Raw genomic sequence first — 17,504 nt, forward strand, 5'->3', positions numbered from 1 at the left:
CCATCTTCGGCCGTCTGCGGCGTCGCTCCTCGCTCACATAGCTTCAGCTATGCTCGCTCGTCGCTCCTTGCATCCAATCCGAAGCTGGGCCCCCAAAACGCACGCTATTACTCGGACGGACTCCTAGTCGGCGATCGCCTCGAGCGGCAGCCCTTTCGCGAGCCAGCCGCCGGAGCCGAGCGCGAGCAGGCGGCCGTCCGAGACCAGCCCCGGGAAGCGGAAGAAGACGGAGAGCGTGAGGCCTTCCGAGCGCGGCGCTTCGCGCAGGGAGGGCCGGGTCCTTCAGCGCAGAGGGAAGGCGAAGAAGGCCATCGACGGCAGGATCCAGTCGCGCACGACGAGCGCCGCGGCCTTGAAGGGGTTGACCTTCTTCCCCTCGGCCGGCTTCGAAGGCTGGTCGCCGTACTGCGCGCGCGCCCGCGCCATCAGGGCCTCGGACTCCGCCTTCACCTTCGCGGGGTCCTTGAGCGCCTCGTCGAGCGCCGCCAGCGCCTTCGTCTCGTTGTAGAGCCCGGCGCCGACCTCGTAGGACTTGCCGAACATCGGGTCCGCGGTGTCGCGCACGATGCCCTCGAGGAAGAAGCTGTAGCCGTCGGGCAGGGAGCCGAACTTCTCCTTCATGACGGCGGCCATGCGCTCGATGAGCGCCGCGAGCTTGCCTGTGCTGTGCGGCGCCGCCATGGAGGTGCCCGACATGTACTGGTAAAGCGGCTGGCCTTTCCACTGCTCGGTGGTCGGCGCGTCCGCGAGACTCTGGGCGAGCCGGGTCGCGAGCGTCGAGACGATCTCGTAGGGGTTCGGGAGGCCGAAGGAGACGCCGCCGCCGAAGTCCACCCAGGAGATGTCGAGCTTGCCGGGCACGCCGCGCGAGGAGTAGAAGGTCAGGTTCTTCTTCTTGTCGGCCGCGCCCACGCGGATGGCGAGCGCGGCCGCGGCGGGCGCCCCGATGGTGTCCTCGCCGGGGCCCTCGTTGCCGGCGGCCGCGACCACCGTGATGTTCCGAAGGCGCAGCTTGTTGACGAGCAGGCTCAGCGGGTCCTCGGGAGTGCCGGGCCCGCCGAGGCTCATGTTGACGAGCACCGGGGTCTTGAGCGGGTCCTCCACGAGGCTCGCGGCCCACTCCATCCCGGCCATGACCATCGCATCGGTGCCGCCGTTGGCGCCGAGCACCTTGCCGACGGCGAAGTCGACGTCGGGGGCCATGCCGACGTAGGGGGAGCCGTCGACGCTGCGCGCGCCGACGATGCCCATCCCGTGCGTGCCGTGCCCGATGCTCTCGGTCTCGACCTCCGCGACGCCGCCCTCGCCGGAGAAGTTGCTCTTGAACTTGATGCGGTCGGCCCCGAGGGCCGGGTGCGCGGTGTCGCCGCCCTCGTCGAGGTAGGCGACGAGCACGCCCTTGCCGGTCGGGCCTCCCTGCTTCCGGATCTCCGGCATCCCCGACATCGGGCCGGTCTCGTGGACGAGGCCATAGACCGGCTTGGCGCGCCGCACGCGGAAGCCCTTCGATTCGAGCTCGGCGATGAAGGCGACGACCCTGCTCTCCGGGATGTTGACCCAGACCGTCTGGGAGACGGGCATCGCGACCTGGAGGCGGGCCTCGAAGCGTCCGAGGAGCTGCGGCTCGAGGCCGAAGTCGGCGGTCGAGGCGTTCTCGGCCTTCAGCGGCTCGCTGCGGTAGTCGCGGTAGCGCTCGATGCGCGGCGCGGCCGCGCCCTTGAGCGCCGCCGTCTTCGGCATCTCGACGAGCAGGTGGATGGGCCCGAGGTTCGGGTCCACGCCGGCGACGCCGGCTCCTCCCTTGTCGGGGGCGGGGGTCGGCAGGTCGAGCGGGACGTTGAGGATGCGGGCGAGCAGTTGGACCATCTCTCCGAGCGCGCCGGGCTTGGCCGCGGCGGCCTTGTGCTTCTGTATGAAGGCGGCGACCGGCCCGTGCAGAGGGTCGGCCTTGAGCCGCGCCTTGAACACGTTGAGGCGGGTCGCGGTCTTGAAGAACTTCGAGATCGTGCGGGTGAGCGCGAAGTTCTGGGGCCCGGAGGCGTCGAGCATCGCGACGACGGCGTTGTCGGAGACCGCGGCGGAGTTGATGTTGACGATCTCGGTGAGCGAGGCGGCCGCGAGGTGCCGGATGTTCCCGCGCTCGTCCTCCTTGCCGATCCGGTTCGCCAGCGCGTCGGAGGTCAGGGTCGTGGCGCGGCTCCCGATCTGGCCGGCGACCCAGGCCGCGGTGAAGCGGACCTTCTTGTCCGCGTTCTGCATCTCCAGGTGGATGCGGTCGAGGTGGGAGGCGTCGCCGTGGCGCGCGAGCGCGTAGGCCGCGTAGACTCCCACGTCGGCGCGGGCGTCGGAGACGGCCTTGCGCAGGAGCTCGTCGGCCGCGTAGCTCGGCGTCTCGGCGAGCGCGAGGAAGGCCATCTGCCGGACGCGCCCGTCGTCGTCGTTGAGCGCCGCGTCGACGAGGTCGAGCGCGGCCTCCGGGGACTTCAGGTTGAGCAGCGCGAACGCCGCGTAGAAGCGCACCAGCCAGACGGGGTCGGTCAGGGCCGAGCGCAGCGCCGGGGCGACCTCCGCGCGGACCTCGTTGAAGCGCTTCTGCAGCGCGGCCTGCGCCTCGGGGGAGTTCGTCTCGCCCTCATCCTTCTCGGGCGGGGCGGGATCCTCGGGATTCTCCGCGGCGGCGACCTGCTGGCGCGCCTTCTCGATGACGTTCTGACGAGCGGTCTCGGCCTCCTGATAGGCCTTGTCCTCGAGCGCCTGCACCCCGGCGACGCGCTCGAGCCAGGCCCAGGAGGCCTCCTGCGCCTGCGCGGGGGCCGCGGCGAGGCCCGCGGCGGCGGCCATCGTGCGCAGCATCCGCAGGGGCGCCAGGCCGAGCGCCGCGCCGAAGGTCTCGACGGCGAGCTTCACCGCCCCCATCGCGTCGACGAAGCCGGCGCCCTGGAAGAAGACCGGGACGCGCATATCGACCGACGAGCGCATGAGGACCATCTTGATGGAGAACGGGAGGTGCTCCATGAACCAGGCATACGCCGCGGAGGCCTTGTCGAGGCCGGCCTTCACCGCCTGCTTGACGAGGAGCGCGATGCCGGCGACCTGCGGGTTCGACATCGAGGTCCCCGACATGCGGGTGTGACGGCCGTCCTTCGCGTCGGAGGGTCCGGCGGGCATGTCCTTGGACTTCACCGATTCGATGCCGTGGGCGTAGACGTCCGTGGCGCCGGGAGGAGTCGTGACGTCGCCGCCGAGCGCGGTGAGTTCGGGCTTCATGCGCAGGCGGCGCAGTCCGCCGTAGCGGTTGTCGGCCGCGGGCCCGACGGAGGAGTAGAAGGCGATCTCGGGGACCCCGTCGTCGAGGCTCTTGGCGGCCGCGGCGACGGCGATCATGTTGGCGCCGACCGAGGGCTGGCTCAGCGTGCGGTTGAAGGGCCCCGAGTTCCCGGCCGAGCCGGTCCCGATGGGGGACTCGCCGGCCTCGTTCTTCTTCTCCATGAGCTTGGAGAAGAACTCGGCGAGCGGGGAGTCGGAGGAGCCGGGGCTGCCGAGACTGAGGCTGATGACGTCCGCGCCCCACTTCATCGCGTCGACCGCGGCGGCCATGATGTCGCCGTCGGAGGCGCCGAAGCCGGACTGGGAGAAGACCTTGCCCATGCGGCCCTCGGCCGCCGGGGCCATGCCCTTGTAGATCGTGCCGTTGGCGTAGGAGATGCCGGCCTTGTGCGTGCCGTGGCCGATCCAGTCCTCGGGGCCTTCGTTGACGAAATCGATGCACTTGAGCAGGCGGTCGGCGAAGTCGGGGTGCGTCGTGTCGAGGCCGGTGTCGATGTCGTAGATGCGCCCGCCCTCGCCGCGGATGCGGAGCTTCCAGACCGGGTTCACGTTCTGGAGCGTGCCGCTCTCGATGAGATGCAGGCGGTAGCCGCCCTGGGAAGCGGTGAGGCGCGCCCCGTCGGAGCTCGTGTAGCGCTTGAGGAATTTGGAGAAGGGCTTGAGCACGCTGACGTAGATGCGCTGCTGGCCGACGTCGTCGCCGAACACGTGGCGCACGCGCAGCCCCGCCCGCTGGAAGACCTTCATGTCCTTATCGGAGAAGCCGAGCAGGCGCATCACGTCGTCCTGGGACATGGCCTCGGGGTCCGTGTCGAGGTTGGTCTCGGAGACCCGGATGCGGGAGGCGCCCTGCGGGAGGGTCAGCCAGAGGTTCACGCGGGGCTCGAGCTTGCGCGCGACGAGGACGTGCCCGCCCTCGGCGAGGTCCACGCGGCGGACCTGGAAGGAACCCTCCTGGCGTCCGACCCAGGCGCGCAGGATGCGCTCGACCGTCGTCACCCCCGGGTCCCCTTCGGCGAAGGGCATGAGGACGACGCCGCGGTCCTCGAGGGCGTCGTAGGCCGCCTTCAGCGTGTCGACGAGGGGGAGCCCCTCGATGCGGGTCTGGGCGTATTCGTACTTGAGCTGGGAGAGGACTTCTTCGACCCCGTCGCTGGACTGCATCCGGTTCCGGTCGACCCGCACGCCGGCGTTGTCGGCCAGCGCCTGCAGGCGCCGGGCCTCGGGCCCGCCGGGCCGGAAGCCCTCCTCCTCTCCCGTCTTGTTCTTCAGGGAGAGGGTGTAGATCTCGTCGAGGAGCTTGATGGCCTGCTCGAGCTTGATCTGGTCGTAGGTGCCCGCCTGCGGGAGGGTCGCGTGCATCCCGGGAAGAACGACCACGCGGTAGCGGCCGCTCTGCTTGAGGCGATCGTTGAGGAGGCGGCGGAGCGCCGAGGGGCCCGCGGGGACGGCGTTCTTCTCCGTGGGGACGGCGAGGCCGTCCATCCAGCGGAGCTCGGCGCCCTTCTCCCCTTCGACTTCCCAGAGCCCGTGTACGCGGGCCTTCCCGTCCGAGAGCTCGCGGTAGAGGGACGGATCGAGCAGTTCGTCGGAAGATGGGGAGAGGAGGAGCACGTCGTAGGGGGACCGCAGACGCAGGGAGATCTGGGCCTCGCGCAGGACGCGGTCGAGCACCGGCATGCGCATCTCGCGCAGCGTGCGGCTCGAAGCGAGCTCGCTGATGCGCGCGTGGGCCTCGTCCACCATGTAATGGAAGAAGCCGCCGAGGCCCGAGCGCGGCGCGGGCGGAGCGCGCGAGCCGCGGCCGAGGAAGTGGCTGAGCTCGTGCTTGAGGGCGGCCCGGAAGAGCCAGGGGAAGCACGCGAGCTCGGGACGCATGTAGATGGAGCCGCCCTGGGTGAGGCCGAAGGCGAAGCCGCTGAAGCGCCCGCCCGCCGGACGATAGACCTTGAGGATGCCGCGCCCCGGAGCGTAGCCCAGGAGGCCCGAGATGACGCTCGGGTGCAGGCCCATCGACTGCAGATGCTCCTTCGCAAAGATCCAGAACTGCTCGTCGCTCACCTGGCCGCCGCGCGTCACGGTCCAGGCGAAGGTCGCGAGGTCGTAGACGCCCCAGGCGGCCAGCGCGGCGGTCGCGAGGCCGGAGAGCGTCGCGATGACCGCGGAGGCGTCGACGACGAGCTCTCCGACGAGCGCGGCCCAGAAGCTCTGCAGCGAGGCGGTCGAGAGCACGTGCACCGCGGCCCAGCCGGAGAACAGCGGGACGCCGACGGAGGCCGCGCAGAGCGCCGCTGTGAGCGCGGCCATGACGATCGGGAAGAAAGCCCAGCGGTAGCGGGCCTTCGCCTCGGGATCCGCGGCGCGTAGGACTGGATGCGTCTGCGGCGCCGGGGTCGAAGCGGCGGGGGCTTCCTTCCCGGAGAGGCCGGGACGCAGAGAAACGGCGGAGGGAACGGACGCGGCGGAGCCCTCGACGGCGCCCGCGAGTGCGCCGGCGTCCGCGGCGTCCGCGCCGCCGGCGCGGCGGACGAACTCGGTCTCGGCCAGGCGGCGGGACTCCTCGACGCCCGCGCCGGACCGCAGGAAGCCCAGGAGGGAAGGCAGCCTCAGACTGGAGAGCAGGGAGCGGCGGACGGGCTCCTGCGCGGCGGCCGCGGTCGCCGCGGAGTTCCCGACGGCGTCCTTGAACTCCGCCGGGAGGACCTTCCCCGGGACGACCGCGACGGCGCGCGCGGGGACGACGGCCGCGGCGACGGGGACCACGGCGCCGGGAACGGAGGCCGCGGCGGCCGGGACCCGAACGGCCGGAAGGGAAGCCTCCGAGGCGGCCGCGGAGGTCCGCACGGAGGGCGCGGCGGAGACGACCGGGAGAGGCGAGAGCGCGGGAAGGACCGCGGAAGCGTTCAGGGAGGAGTTCCCCGTCAGGGCGCCCTGGACGGCCCCGACCCCGACCGGCAGGACCGGGACGACCGGGACCTGGACGCCCTGGGCGGCCGGCGCCGCGACGACCTGCTGGGCGAGCAGCTCGTAAGGACCGAACCCCGGGGCCAGGGCGGTCATCAGAGCGGCGAGCAGGACGGCGAGGGCTCGTTTCATCATCGGACGAAGAAGAAATCGGGCGCGCTCTGGCCGGGGACGCTCGGCTCCTCGGTCGGCGTCTCGGCGGCGCGGTAGCGGCGGCCGCTTTCCGGACTCACGCGCGGAAGGCGCAGGGAGCGGCTCTCCTTCTCCGGCACCCAGCCGGAGCGCAGCGACCGCTGGACCGCTTTCCCCGCCGGCTCCCGGTCCTCGGAGCTCTTGAGCGCCAGCTCGTGGCGCTCGAACTCCAGGGCATGGGGGTTGTGCTTGGAGAGCTTCGCGCTGCCGGCGCCGATGCGGAAGGGGGCCGCGACGCCCGCCATCAGGACGAAGCCCCGGAAGGCCTGCGTCCCCATCGCCTTGACCTCGCAGTTGACGAAGTAGCTCGGGAAGGCGCCGTCGTGCTGGGCGCCGAAGATCAGGCGCCCCTGATAGGGTTCGGGCTTGCCGCTGGCCTCGCCATAGGAGGGCGAGATGAGCGGCGTCTGCCAGTCGGCGCGCAGGTGCCCGTAGACGGAGCCGACCATGTGGTTGAGGCCCATGCCGAAGAACGGCGTCCAGTGCCCGTAGGTCTGGCTGAGCGTCGCGTTCATGCCGTAGCTGCGGACGTCCCATTCGAGGCGGCCGGTGTTGACGCTGCTCGCGATGAAGCCCGGAGTGAGCTCGACGTCCTTGAACTCGTTGCGGAAGTTGAAGAGCCCGTAGACGCGGTTGAAGGCGCCCGTGAGGCTCAGGGTCGGCCGGCCGCCGCCGAAGAAGTGTTTGCGCACGGATACGCCGACGGTGTTGATCTGCCCGTCGCCCTTCGTGGATTCGCTGAGGCGGTAGCCCTTGGGGATGGTGACGTTCACGAGGCGCAGTCCGAGGTCCATGCGGCCGGGCAGCCCGAGGCGCAGGTGAGTGGTCAGGTTCGGGAAGGCGACCTTGTCGGGCAGCATCGCGCCGGGGTTCTTGTCGGCGAGGGCCTGCACGTGCATCGCCGGGAACACCGTCTTGTCGTAGGGGAGCACGCCGATGCCGAAGCTGATGTCCGGCTGCATGCGCCAGACCTTCATCTCGTTGGGAGGATCGAAGGTGGAGCCGGCGTTGAAGGCCAGTCCTTCGGCCGTCTGCTTCGTCAGCCAGGTCATGATGCCCGTGAAGTCGTCGGACATCGTGGGGTTGGCTCCGAAAGCGGCCGCCGCGGGGCAGAGGGCGAGAAGCAATGCCGCGGCTCGGGCGGACCGCAGGACGCGGGGTCCCGCCCGATGGGATCTCACTTAGCGCGCCGTCCCGGCCGCGGGGGCCCGTCCGATGCGCCAGAGGAACGCCTGTCCGTCGTCGCTGGATTGAAGATGGACCTTCGGCCGCTCCAGGGAAACGGGAACGGCCCAACGCGGGAGCCCATCCGCCCGCTGCCCGGCTCTTCCGTGCTTTCTCATCTCTTCTCCATCCGGGGGACAGACCACCCCCGTTCCCCCCTATTGTACCGGGAGCCCCCCCCGGCCGCCTGTGCCGGGGGTCCCAAGGAGGAGCGGGTAAAGGGCCTACCCCCCCCGGCCCCTATAGGCCCAAAACCGGGAATGGTCAAAAGAGAAAGCGTTATTCGTCCGGAAGAGACCTGCAAACTCCATAAAACACGGGACCCGACGCCTTGCGGCGTCGGGTCCCGTGCCCGGGGGAGTCTTCCGCCTAGCGGGCGGCGCTCTCCTCGGCAGAGATGATGCCCATCTCGATGCCCTTGACCACCGCCTCGGTCCGGTTGCTGACGTCCAGCTTCTGGAAGATGCTGTTGAGGTGGTTCTTGACCGTCTTGACGCTGCAGCCGAGCGTCGCGGCGATCTCCTTGTTCGACTGGCCGCGGCCGAGCAGCGCGAGGACGCGGATCTCGGTCTTGGTCAGAGCCACGAGCGTGGCTTCGGCGGTCGCGCTCGACATCTGGCGCAGCCCCTGGATGAGCTTCCCCATGACCGGCTGGGGGATCATCACGCCCTCGTTGGCGAAGGTCTTGAGCGCGTTGACGAGCTCGGAGGCCGGGAGCATCTTGGAGAGGTAGCCGTTGGCGCCGGCCTGGATGGACTCCATGACGTGCGCCTCGTCCTCGTAGGAGGAGAGGATCAGCACGTTGGTGTCGGGGCACTCCTTGCGGATCTGCCGCGTCGCGCTGACGCCGTCCATGTGCGGGAGCTTGATGTCCATGAGGATGACGTTGGGCTTGAGCTTCTTGGCCATGCGGACGGCCTCGTTGCCGTCGCCGGCCTCCCCGACGACCTCGATGGACTTCTCGTTCTCGAGCAGGTCCTTGATGCCCTCGCGGAAAAGCGTCTGATCGTCGGCGATGAGGACCGTGAGTCTCTTCTTGCCTGCCATTCTCCCTCCGTTGGACGGCTGGCGCTACGATATCAAAAAAGCGCCGCCTTCTTCTACTTTTTCTCCTTCTCGCGCTTCTCCTTCTGCGCCGGGACGGTGAAGTAGAACGTCGCTCCCTGCCCCAGGCCCGGCGACTCCACCCAGATGCGGCCGCCGTGGCTCTGGAGGATCTCCTTGGAGATGGAGAGCCCGAGGCCGAGGCGGCCCTGGTTCCCGCCGCTCGTCTGATAGAAGCTCTCGAAGATCTTCTGCAGGTCCGCCGGTGCGATGCCCTCGCCGGTGTCGCGGACCGCGAACTGGACCTCCGTGCCCTTGGACTCGACGAGGAGGGTGACGGCCCCCCCCTTCGAAGTGTGGCGCAGCGCGTTCTCGAGCAGGTTGTTGACCACCTGGCTCAGGCGCCGTCGGTCGGCCTCGATGGTCGGCAGCGACGGGGAGATCTCCGCTTTGAGCGTGATGCCGCGCTGCTGCGCCTTCGCCTGCGGTCCGCCGAGGAGCTCCTCGACGAGCTTCGCGGGCGCGAGCGGGGTCTTCTCGAGGCGGAACTTGCCCTGCTCGATCGAGGCCCAGTCCACGAGGTCCTCGATGAGACGCGAGAGCTGCGAGATCCCGCTCGAGATGTAGTTGATCCGCTTCTTCTGCTCCTCGGTCGGCTTGAGGCTCTGCTGGAGCATCTCGAAGGAGACCTGGAGCGTCATCAGCGAGTTGGAGAGGTCGTGCGACGACATCGAGAGGAACTTCGACTTCATGTTCGAGAGGTAGAGGAGCTGCTCGTTGGCGCGGCGAAGGTCCTCGACGAGCCGCTTCTTGTCCTGCTGGAGGCGGAGGTTCTCGATGGCCTTGGAGATGACGCGCTTGAGGTGGTCGAAGTCCACGGGCTTCACGTGGAAGTCGTAGACCGACTCCTGGATGGCCTTGAGCGCCGTGTCCAGCGAGGCGTGCGCCGTCAGCATCAGGATCTGGCTGTCGGTGTTGACCTTGCGGATCTGGCGGATGACCTCGATACCCGTCGAATCGGGGAGGTTGTAGTCCATGAGGATGACGTCGAAGAAGTCGGTGACGACCGCCTTCATCGCCTCCCCGCCGGAACCGGCCTCCGCGACGGTGTAGCCCTCGAGCTCGAGGTTGTCGCGGATGCTCTCGCGCAGGTGCGCGTCGTCGTCGACACAAAGGATCTTGGCGTTCATGAAGTGGGTCTCGTCTGGGTCTGCGGGATGACGCGCGCGCTCTCCGGAGCGGGCGCGGGAGAAGGAGCGGGCGCGGGGGGCGGCGCCGCGGGAGCGCCGGCGGAGCCCTGGGAGGGCGCGGGGTTCGCGCCCTTGTTGGCCAGCGGCAGGAAGATCTTGAAGGTCGTGCCCTTCCCGACCGTGCTTTCGACGTCGACCTTGCCTTGATGACGATCGATGACCTTGCGCACGACGGCGAGCCCGAGGCCCGTGCCGCGGGCCTTGGTCGTGAAGAACGGGGCGAACACCTTCTCGAGGATGTCGGGCGGGATGCCGCTGCCGGTGTCGGAGACGTCGACGCGCACCCACTCGCGGTCGACGACCTCGCTGGTCAGCGTCACCCGGCCGCCGTTGGGCATGACCTCGACGCCGTTGCCGATGAGGTTGCGCAGCGCCTGACGCATCTCGTCCTGGTCGATGTCGACGATGGGGTCGCGCGCGTCGAGGTTCTTGACGATCTCGATGTGCGAGGGGAAGGGGTAGATCGAGAGCAGCTCGTCGAGGAAATGATTGAGCGACATGACCTCGCACTTCATCTCGCGGCTGCGCGAGTAGGTGAGGATCTCGCTGATGATGCTGTTGGCCTGCTTGATCTCGCTCTCGATGATCGAGATGTGCTTCTCGACCTTGGGGTCCGTGGGGACGCCGGACTTCGCCAGCTTGGTCTTGATGAAGAAGGTCGAATTGTTGATGACGGCCAGAGGGTTGCGGATCTCATGGCCGACGACCGAGGCCATCTGTCCGATCGCGGCGAGCCGCTCCTTCTTGATGAGCTCGTCCTGGGCGGCCTTGAGCTCGCGGGTGCGCGCTTCGACGCGCTTCTCGAGGAACTTCGTGAACTTCTCGAGCTCCTCCTTCGCGTGCACGAGCTCCCCCGTCTTCTCCTTGAGGGAATCGCTCATCTGCACGAAGGACTGGGCGAGGTCGCCGATCTCGTCGTTGGTGGTGATCATCTCCGGCAGGTCCTCGAACTGCCCGGCCTTGAGGCGGTCGGCGGCCTGCTTGAGCGCGCGGATGGGCTGGGTGATGTGGCTGGCGACGGCCAGCGAGAGCAGGATGGTCACCCCGATGACCCAGAAGATGACGCGGTAGATCTGCCGGCGCATCTCGTGGGCGGCGAGGTAGGCGGTCTCGAGCGGCTGCTGGATGTAGACGGCCCAGCCCAGGTCCTTGACGATGGCGTAGGAGCCGAGCACGGCGGTGCCGTCCTTGAGCTCGATGCGCCCCCCGCCCTTCTCGGAGACCTGCGTCGTGATGACGTCGAGGATCTCCTTGGGCATGCGGGCGTTCTGGCGCCAGGCCTCGCTGGGGTTGGAGTGCGCGACGAGGAAGCCGTCGACGGCGACGACGCTGGCCTCCATGCGGCTCTTCTCGGGGAACTGCTGGTGGAGCATCTGGGAGAGGCCGTTGAGCGAGATCTTTCCGACGAGCACGCCCTTGCGCTGGAGCGCGCCCGCGAGCGCGGGGTTGGTCTCGCGGATGAGGACGGCGATGGTCAGCGTCGGGTAGAGGCCCTGGAAGCGCTCGAGCGCGCCGACGTACTCGCCGGCCTGCTGGGCGATCTGGAAGGAGGTCTGCTCGGAGAAGTCGCGCATCTCGGGCTCGGGTCCGAGGAAGCGCCCCATGCGCAGCGTCTCCTTGCCGTTGAGGTCGAAGACCGAGAGCTCGAGGAAGGCGGCATGCTGCTGCATGACGCGGTTGAGGTGCCGCTGCTGCTGGACCGGGTCCATCGTCGAGAACCCTTCCAGGCGCGAGGCGACCGCGAGCACGTTCTTGAAGGTCGTGATGTAGTTGTAGACGGTCTCGGAGAAGCCGACGGCCTGGGACTCCTGGTTCCGGATCGATTCTTCCTTGAGGACGTTCTGGGAGATGGTGACGAGCTGCCACCCCACCACCGCGATGGGCGCGATGGAGATCATGAGGAACCAGAAGATGAACTTATAGGCGAGTCTTCCCCGCCGGACGGCCGTCGACGCCATGGCCCTCTCCTACGATGTCGGACCGACGTCCTTCAGCGGCTAGGCGCGCCCCCGGGAGAGCAGCTGGCGGATGCGGACCGTCAGCTCCTGCAGGTCGAAGGGCTTGGTGATGTATTCGTCCGCGCCGAGCTGGAAGCCCTGTGTCTTCTCCTCCGCGGAGAGGAAGCGCCCGGTCATCATGATGAGGATGGTCTCCCGGGAGTCCTTGCGCAGAGTCTGGAGGATCTGGAAGCCGCTGGAATCGGGCAGCTGGATGTCCATGATGACGACCTTCGGCTTGTGCTTGCGGGCGGCGTCGATGCCGTCCTTCGCCGTGGCCGCCTGGACGCACTCGAAGCCCTCCATGTCGAGGACCTCGGCGAGGCTCTCACTGAGATGGGCGTCGTCGTCGATGATCAGGAGCTTCGTGGCGGCGTTCATGTCAGACCTCCGACCCCGGCGGGATGAGCTTATAGCCGACGCACGGCACGGTCGTGATGAGCTTCGCGGCCTTGCCGAGCTTCTCGCGCAGGCGCCGCACGTGGACGTCCACGGTGCGCGGCGAGCCGAAGTAGTTGTAGCCCCAGACGCGTTCGATGAGGTAGGGCCGGCTGAGCACCCGGTTGGGGGAGCTCAGGAAGACGTAGAGCAGATCGAGCTCCTTGGAGGTGAGCGGCACGTTCTTGCCGCTGACCTTGAGGGTGTAGCTCGTGAGGTTGAGCTCGATGGGCCCCATGCGGACGACCTCTTCCTGGGGCTTGGTCAGGACGCGGCTGAGCACGGCCTTGACGCGGGCCAGGCACTCGGCCACGTCCTGGTCGAGGGAGAGGCACTCGTCGGCGCCGGCCTGGAAGAAGGCCAGGCGCAGCGAGGTCTTCGAGCCCCCGGCCGCCGCGCCGGCGAAGGCCGGAGCCGTGGCGCGCGCGGGCTGGCCCGGCGAGCCGTACGCGGGCAGGCGCCGCAGCAGCACGGGGTCGTTGCCCGAGGAAGGCGCCGCCACGGGGTCCACGAGGGCCACGATGGGGAGCTGCCGCGTCGGTCCGCGGGAGCGCAGCGTCTTGACGAGCGCGAGCCCGTCCTCGTCGGTGAGGGTCTGTCCGACGAGCAGCAGGTCGCAGCCGCGCTGCGCGAGCAGGCCGTGCACCTCCTTGGCCCGCTGCACGACGGTGAGGACGTAGCCGTTGCGGCTGAGCGTCTCCAGCAGCACGCCGGCCCGGTTCGGGTCGCGCGCGGCGCAGACGATGTTGACTCTCATTCCCCTTCCGCTTGCCCGCCTTCGAACTCCACCGTGATCCCGCCGAGGGTGCCGCCGAAGAAGTTGTAGAGGGCCGCGACCACGAGCACGAGCGCGTCCATGAGCACCATGTAGAGCACGGTGAACAGGAGCGTCGAGAGCAGCTTCATGGGCAGCGACATGTCGGCGGTCTGCATGTTGGGCATCAGGACGAAGGTGACCAGCCCGCCGAAGAGGCCGAGGCAGCCCAGCACGAGGGAGAGGGCCGGCTTGGCGGCGAGAAGGACGCCCACGGCCATCGCCAGAGCGCCCACGCCCGCGATGAGCATGTTGCCCTTGGTGTAGCCGAACATGGCGATGACGGCGCCGATGATGGCGACCGCGAGGACGACGGGGCTGGCCTTCCAGAACGGATCGATGCGGCGGATGTTATAGCTCATATTCCCCCGGAACGAGGATGTTCTGCCTGCGCCTGTTTTTAGCAGTTAATCGCCCGTTCCGCAAGAGGGCTATAAGGATGTATATAGGCGCCCCCAGCCCCCGGAAACGCCTAAACCATGGGCATGCCGGGGGAACCGGCCTTCTTGGGCTCGAAGAGGATGAGCGTCCGGCGCAGCTCCCCCTCCTCCTCGAGGTGGACGGCGCGGACGTGGCAGGCCTCCTGGCGGAACATCGTGTCGGTCTCGACGACCTGGTTGGGACGGTCGAGGGCGACGCCGACCAGGCGCAGGACGTCCTGCTGCTGGCTGTCGATGACGTCGAGGAGGTGCAGGCGCGCGTTGGGGTCGCTCGTCGCGGCGACCGGGAAGTTGGTGTAGAGGACGGTGTTGTCCTCGTCGACGACGATGGCCCGGTGCGCCTTGGCGACGATCGTCGTGAGGATGGACTGCCACCAGCGCTGCTCGGCCACGCCGCGCTGCTTCTCGCGCACCATCGTGTTCGCCCGGTCGGCCTTCACCTTCTGCAGGAAGACCGCGACCACTCCGGCGACGTCTCCCACCTCGTCCTTCCGGGGCGGGAACTTGAGGTCGAGGTTCTTGAAGGAGATGGCCTCGACGGCGTCGCGCAGGTGGAGCAGGGGGTTGATCACGAAATGGTGGAGGAAGAAATAGAGCGGGATGCCGAGCAGGAACAGCACGCCGATGGCGCCGAGCACGTACTTGCGCATCGCCTGCCCGATGACCTCCTGCACGCTCTCGCGCGAGACCTGCATGTCCACGATGCCCACGACCTCCCCGCGCACGGCCAGGGGGATCGCGATCTCGTAGAGCGGCTGGCCCGGGACGGCCCGGACCTTCGGGGTCTTCGAGAGGTAGGCCTGCTCGACGGAATCGGTGGGCAGCGGGATGGCCTTGGTGAACTCGTCGAAAGGCTTGCCGATGTAGTTGGGGTCCTTGAACCAGCGCACCTCGCCGTAGCGGTTGAAGTAGACGAGCGCCGCGACGCGCTCGTCCTTGGCGATGCCCTCGCTGACGATCTGGTACTCCTCCATCTTGATCGAGCTCTGGCGCTCGCTCAAGCCGCGGATGAGCTGATAGGCCTGCGCTTTGACCAGGTCGATGGCCTCCTGCTTGAGCTTCTCGTCGAAAGTCCACTTGAACAGGTTGTAGTAGAAGATGCCGCCGAGGCACATGACGTAGATGCCGATGGAGAGGTACCAGAGGAACCACTTGGTCGCGAGCTTCATTTCCCTTGCCCCGACGGATAGAGCCCGTCGATGCGGCTCAGGCCCGCGGCGCAGTCCGCGTTCTCCGGCGCGGCGTCGACGCAGGCCTTCCACTCGTCGCGGGCCTTGGCGTAGTCGCCGCGCTGGTAGGCGAGGAGCCCGTCGTTCCAGTGCTGCGCCGCGGTCCGGTCGTCGGCCGGGGCCGGCGCAGGCGCGGGCGTGAAGGCCGGAGCGGCGGCCGCCGGCTTCTCCGCCGCGGGCGGGCCGTCGAGCGAGCCGTCGTGGATGACGCGCGAGCCGACGCGCAGGCCGACGACGAGGGCGACCGCCGTGAGGACGGCGAAGCCGGCGGTGGCGTACCAGATCCCCCTGGGCAGGCTCCCCTCCCCGCTCACGGTCCGCCTCCGTAGGTCTGGTCGATGCGCTGCAGGCCCGCCGAGCAGTCGGAGTTGGAGGGATCGAACTGGGTGCAGAGGCGCCATTCGTCGCGCGCCTTCGTGTAGTCGCCCTTCTGGTAGGAGACGAGCCCCTGGTTCCAGTGCTTGATGGCGGTCTTCTTGTTCTCCTCGTTGCTCGGCGCGGGCGCCGCGGTCTTGGCGGCCTCGTCGGCGGAGGGTTCGGCGCTGAGCTTCTTCTTCGAGGCCTCCTCCTCCTCGCGGCGCTTGGCGTCCTCCTCCTCCTCCTTGCGGCGGCGCTCCTCGTCGGCGGCGGCGCGCTTGGCGTCCTCGGCCTTGCGTTTGCGGAGGTCGGCGTCCTTCTGCATCTGCTCCTTGGCCCGGGCGATGAGGAGGTTGGCGCGGCGCGGGTCGTAGCCGTAGTCGACGGCCTTGTTCCAGGACTCCACGGCCTTCTTGTACTGCTTGTCCTTGTAGCTCTCGCGGCCCTCGGCCACGTGCTGGTTGGCGATCTCGAGCTTGATCTCGCCGATGAGCTTCTGGGCCTTGGCCTCGCCGGGCTCGATCTGGAGCACCTCGTCGAGGAGCTTGAGCGCGCCCTCGCTCTGCCCCTGCCCGTAGAGGCCGAGCGCCTGCTGGAGCTTGTCGTTGGCTTCCTGCCGCCGCAGCTCCGACTCGACGCGGGAGATGGTGGCCACGAGGCGCGGGTACTTGGGATTGAGGACGAGCGCCGAGTACCACTGGTCGAGGGCCTCGCGCATGCGGTGGAGCTGATAGGCCTTCTGCCCCCGCCGGAAGTGCTCGTCGGCCAGCTCGCTGCGCGTCTTGCGCAGCCAATAGCGGGCCTTGAGGTTGCCGGGGGCGAGCTTCACGGCCTCCTCCCAGCGCTGGGAGGCCTCGACGAGCCGGCCCTGCCGGTAGAGGGCCATGCCCTCCTCGAAGCGGTCCTCGACGAGGCGCCGCTCGGAGAGCCGGGCTTTGGGAGCTCCGTCGAGCTCGATGGAGGCCCGGTGGAGTATGGCCGCGTCCTGGAAGGCCGGGTCCATCGCGAGGATCTTCGCGGTGAGCTCGCGCGAGCCGTCGAAATCGCCCTGCCGGTAGAGCTCGTAGGCGTTCTCGTAGACGGTGCGCAGCAGCCGGTGCATCATCCGCGACTTCTCGAGCTGGATCGTGTAGAGGTACTTCTTCTTCGCCTCGTTGGTGCTGAGCGTCCCGAGCTGGGTCTTGGAGAAGTCGAGGAAGAGCCCCTCGACGGTGGGCGCGGCGGCCTCGTCCTTCTTGGCCTGGGTCGGCGCGGCGAGGACCAGCGCGCAGAGCGCGGCCGCGGCGAACGTCCTCGAGAGCCTCCTCGTTTCGGGCGCCATGTCTTCTCTCGCTAGAAGCCGAGCCCTCCCTTCTGGAAGATGCTCATCGCCATCGGGGCGAGCATGAGGATGAACACCGTCGGGAAGATGAAGAGGAAGATCGGGATGAGCATCTTCGTCGACGCCTGCGCCGCGGCCTTCTCGGCGGCGTTGAGGCGCCGGAAGCGCATGTCCGCGGAGAAGTTGCGCAGCAGGTCGACGAGACTGGTGCCGAGCTCGTCGGACTGGATGATGAGGCCGACGAAGCTGCGCACGTCCTGCAGGCCGGTGCGCATGGCCAGACGCCGCAGCGCGTCGCGCCGCGAGTAGCCCAGCGAGACCTCGTTGATGGTCTTCTCGATCTCCTGTTCCAGTTCGGTCTTCCTCGTCGCCGCGGCGATGATGCGGTCGAAGGCGCTCATGTAGTCGAGGCCCGACTCGATGGTGAGAGCCGCGAGGTCGACGAGCGCGGGGAAGCTGCGGATGATCTGGCGCTGGCGCTCCTGGATCTGGCCCTTGAAGAACATCTCGGGCAGGAAGAAGGCGGCCGGTCCGACGATGACCGCGAGGACGACGCTCTCGGTCATGAAGTAGATGAAGCCCGTCGTCACCACCGCGCAAAGCTCCTTGTAGTGGAGGATCTGGAGCGGGTTGGGCTTCTCGGGCTTGCCCATGAGCATGTGCATCGTCTCCAGACGCGGCCCGAAGCGGGCCTGATGGACGAGGAAGAAGTCGATGCGCTCCAGGAGGCTGCCGTGCGGGTTGAGGTTCTCGAAGGGAGAGACCTCGCCCTGCTGCTTGCCGGCGATGCGCGCCAGCGAGCTCGGCTCCTCGACGGGCGGCGCGAAGATCCGCTGCACGAGCGTGAACACGGCCATGGAGCCGAGGAAGCCGATGACGAGGAGCGCGATCTGGTTCAGGTCCATGC

At 68.5% G+C, this 17,504-nt stretch carries 12 protein-coding genes; all 12 read right to left on the reverse strand.

From position 1 onward, the window contains the following. Positions 1–282 precede the first annotated feature (282 nt). A complete protein-coding gene (locus WC969_12345) occupies positions 283–6,426 on the reverse strand; it encodes a S8 family serine peptidase (protein ID MFA6030638.1) in 6,144 nt (2,047 codons plus the stop codon). Further along, a complete protein-coding gene (locus WC969_12350) occupies positions 6,423–7,610 on the reverse strand; it encodes a hypothetical protein (protein MFA6030639.1) in 1,188 nt (395 codons plus the stop codon). Before WC969_12350 ends, WC969_12345 begins: the two co-directional genes overlap by 4 nt. A 466-nt stretch (positions 7,611–8,076) precedes the next feature. After that, positions 8,077–8,754, reverse strand: coding sequence for a response regulator transcription factor (locus WC969_12355; protein MFA6030640.1), 678 nt, complete (start codon positions 8,752–8,754; stop codon positions 8,077–8,079). 53 nt (positions 8,755–8,807) lie between these two features. Next, positions 8,808–9,941, reverse strand: a complete 1,134-nt coding sequence (locus WC969_12360; protein ID MFA6030641.1) for an ATP-binding protein — start codon at positions 9,939–9,941, stop codon at positions 8,808–8,810. After that, positions 9,938–11,959, reverse strand: a complete 2,022-nt coding sequence (locus tag WC969_12365) for an ATP-binding protein (GenBank protein MFA6030642.1) — start codon at positions 11,957–11,959, stop codon at positions 9,938–9,940. The genes WC969_12360 and WC969_12365 overlap by 4 nt, the downstream gene beginning before the upstream one ends. A 39-nt stretch (positions 11,960–11,998) precedes the next feature. Next, positions 11,999–12,379, reverse strand: coding sequence for a response regulator transcription factor (locus tag WC969_12370; GenBank protein MFA6030643.1), 381 nt, complete (start codon positions 12,377–12,379; stop codon positions 11,999–12,001). 1 nt (position 12,380) lies between these two features. Then, the gene (locus tag WC969_12375) at positions 12,381–13,193 is read right to left on the reverse strand and encodes a response regulator transcription factor (GenBank protein ID MFA6030644.1); all 813 of its coding nucleotides are present in this window, start codon (positions 13,191–13,193) and stop codon (positions 12,381–12,383) included. Then, on the reverse strand, positions 13,190–13,612 hold the full coding sequence (locus tag WC969_12380; protein ID MFA6030645.1) for a hypothetical protein: 423 nt from the start codon (positions 13,610–13,612) through the stop codon (positions 13,190–13,192). The genes WC969_12375 and WC969_12380 overlap by 4 nt, the downstream gene beginning before the upstream one ends. A gap of 110 nt (positions 13,613–13,722) precedes the next feature. After that, complete coding sequence (locus WC969_12385) at positions 13,723–14,859, reverse strand: hypothetical protein (protein ID MFA6030646.1); 1,137 nt, start codon at positions 14,857–14,859, stop codon at positions 13,723–13,725. Beyond that, complete coding sequence (locus WC969_12390; protein ID MFA6030647.1) at positions 14,856–15,233, reverse strand: hypothetical protein; 378 nt, start codon at positions 15,231–15,233, stop codon at positions 14,856–14,858. Before WC969_12390 ends, WC969_12385 begins: the two co-directional genes overlap by 4 nt. After that, a complete protein-coding gene (locus WC969_12395; protein ID MFA6030648.1) occupies positions 15,230–16,597 on the reverse strand; it encodes a hypothetical protein in 1,368 nt (455 codons plus the stop codon). The genes WC969_12390 and WC969_12395 overlap by 4 nt, the downstream gene beginning before the upstream one ends. An 11-nt stretch (positions 16,598–16,608) precedes the next feature. Beyond that, complete coding sequence (locus WC969_12400; GenBank protein MFA6030649.1) at positions 16,609–17,502, reverse strand: type II secretion system F family protein; 894 nt, start codon at positions 17,500–17,502, stop codon at positions 16,609–16,611. Positions 17,503–17,504 lie beyond the last annotated feature (2 nt).

The sequence above is a fragment of the Elusimicrobiota bacterium genome, from assembly GCA_041660925.1.
Lineage (GTDB): Bacteria > Elusimicrobiota > Elusimicrobia > UBA1565 > UBA1565 > JBAZUV01.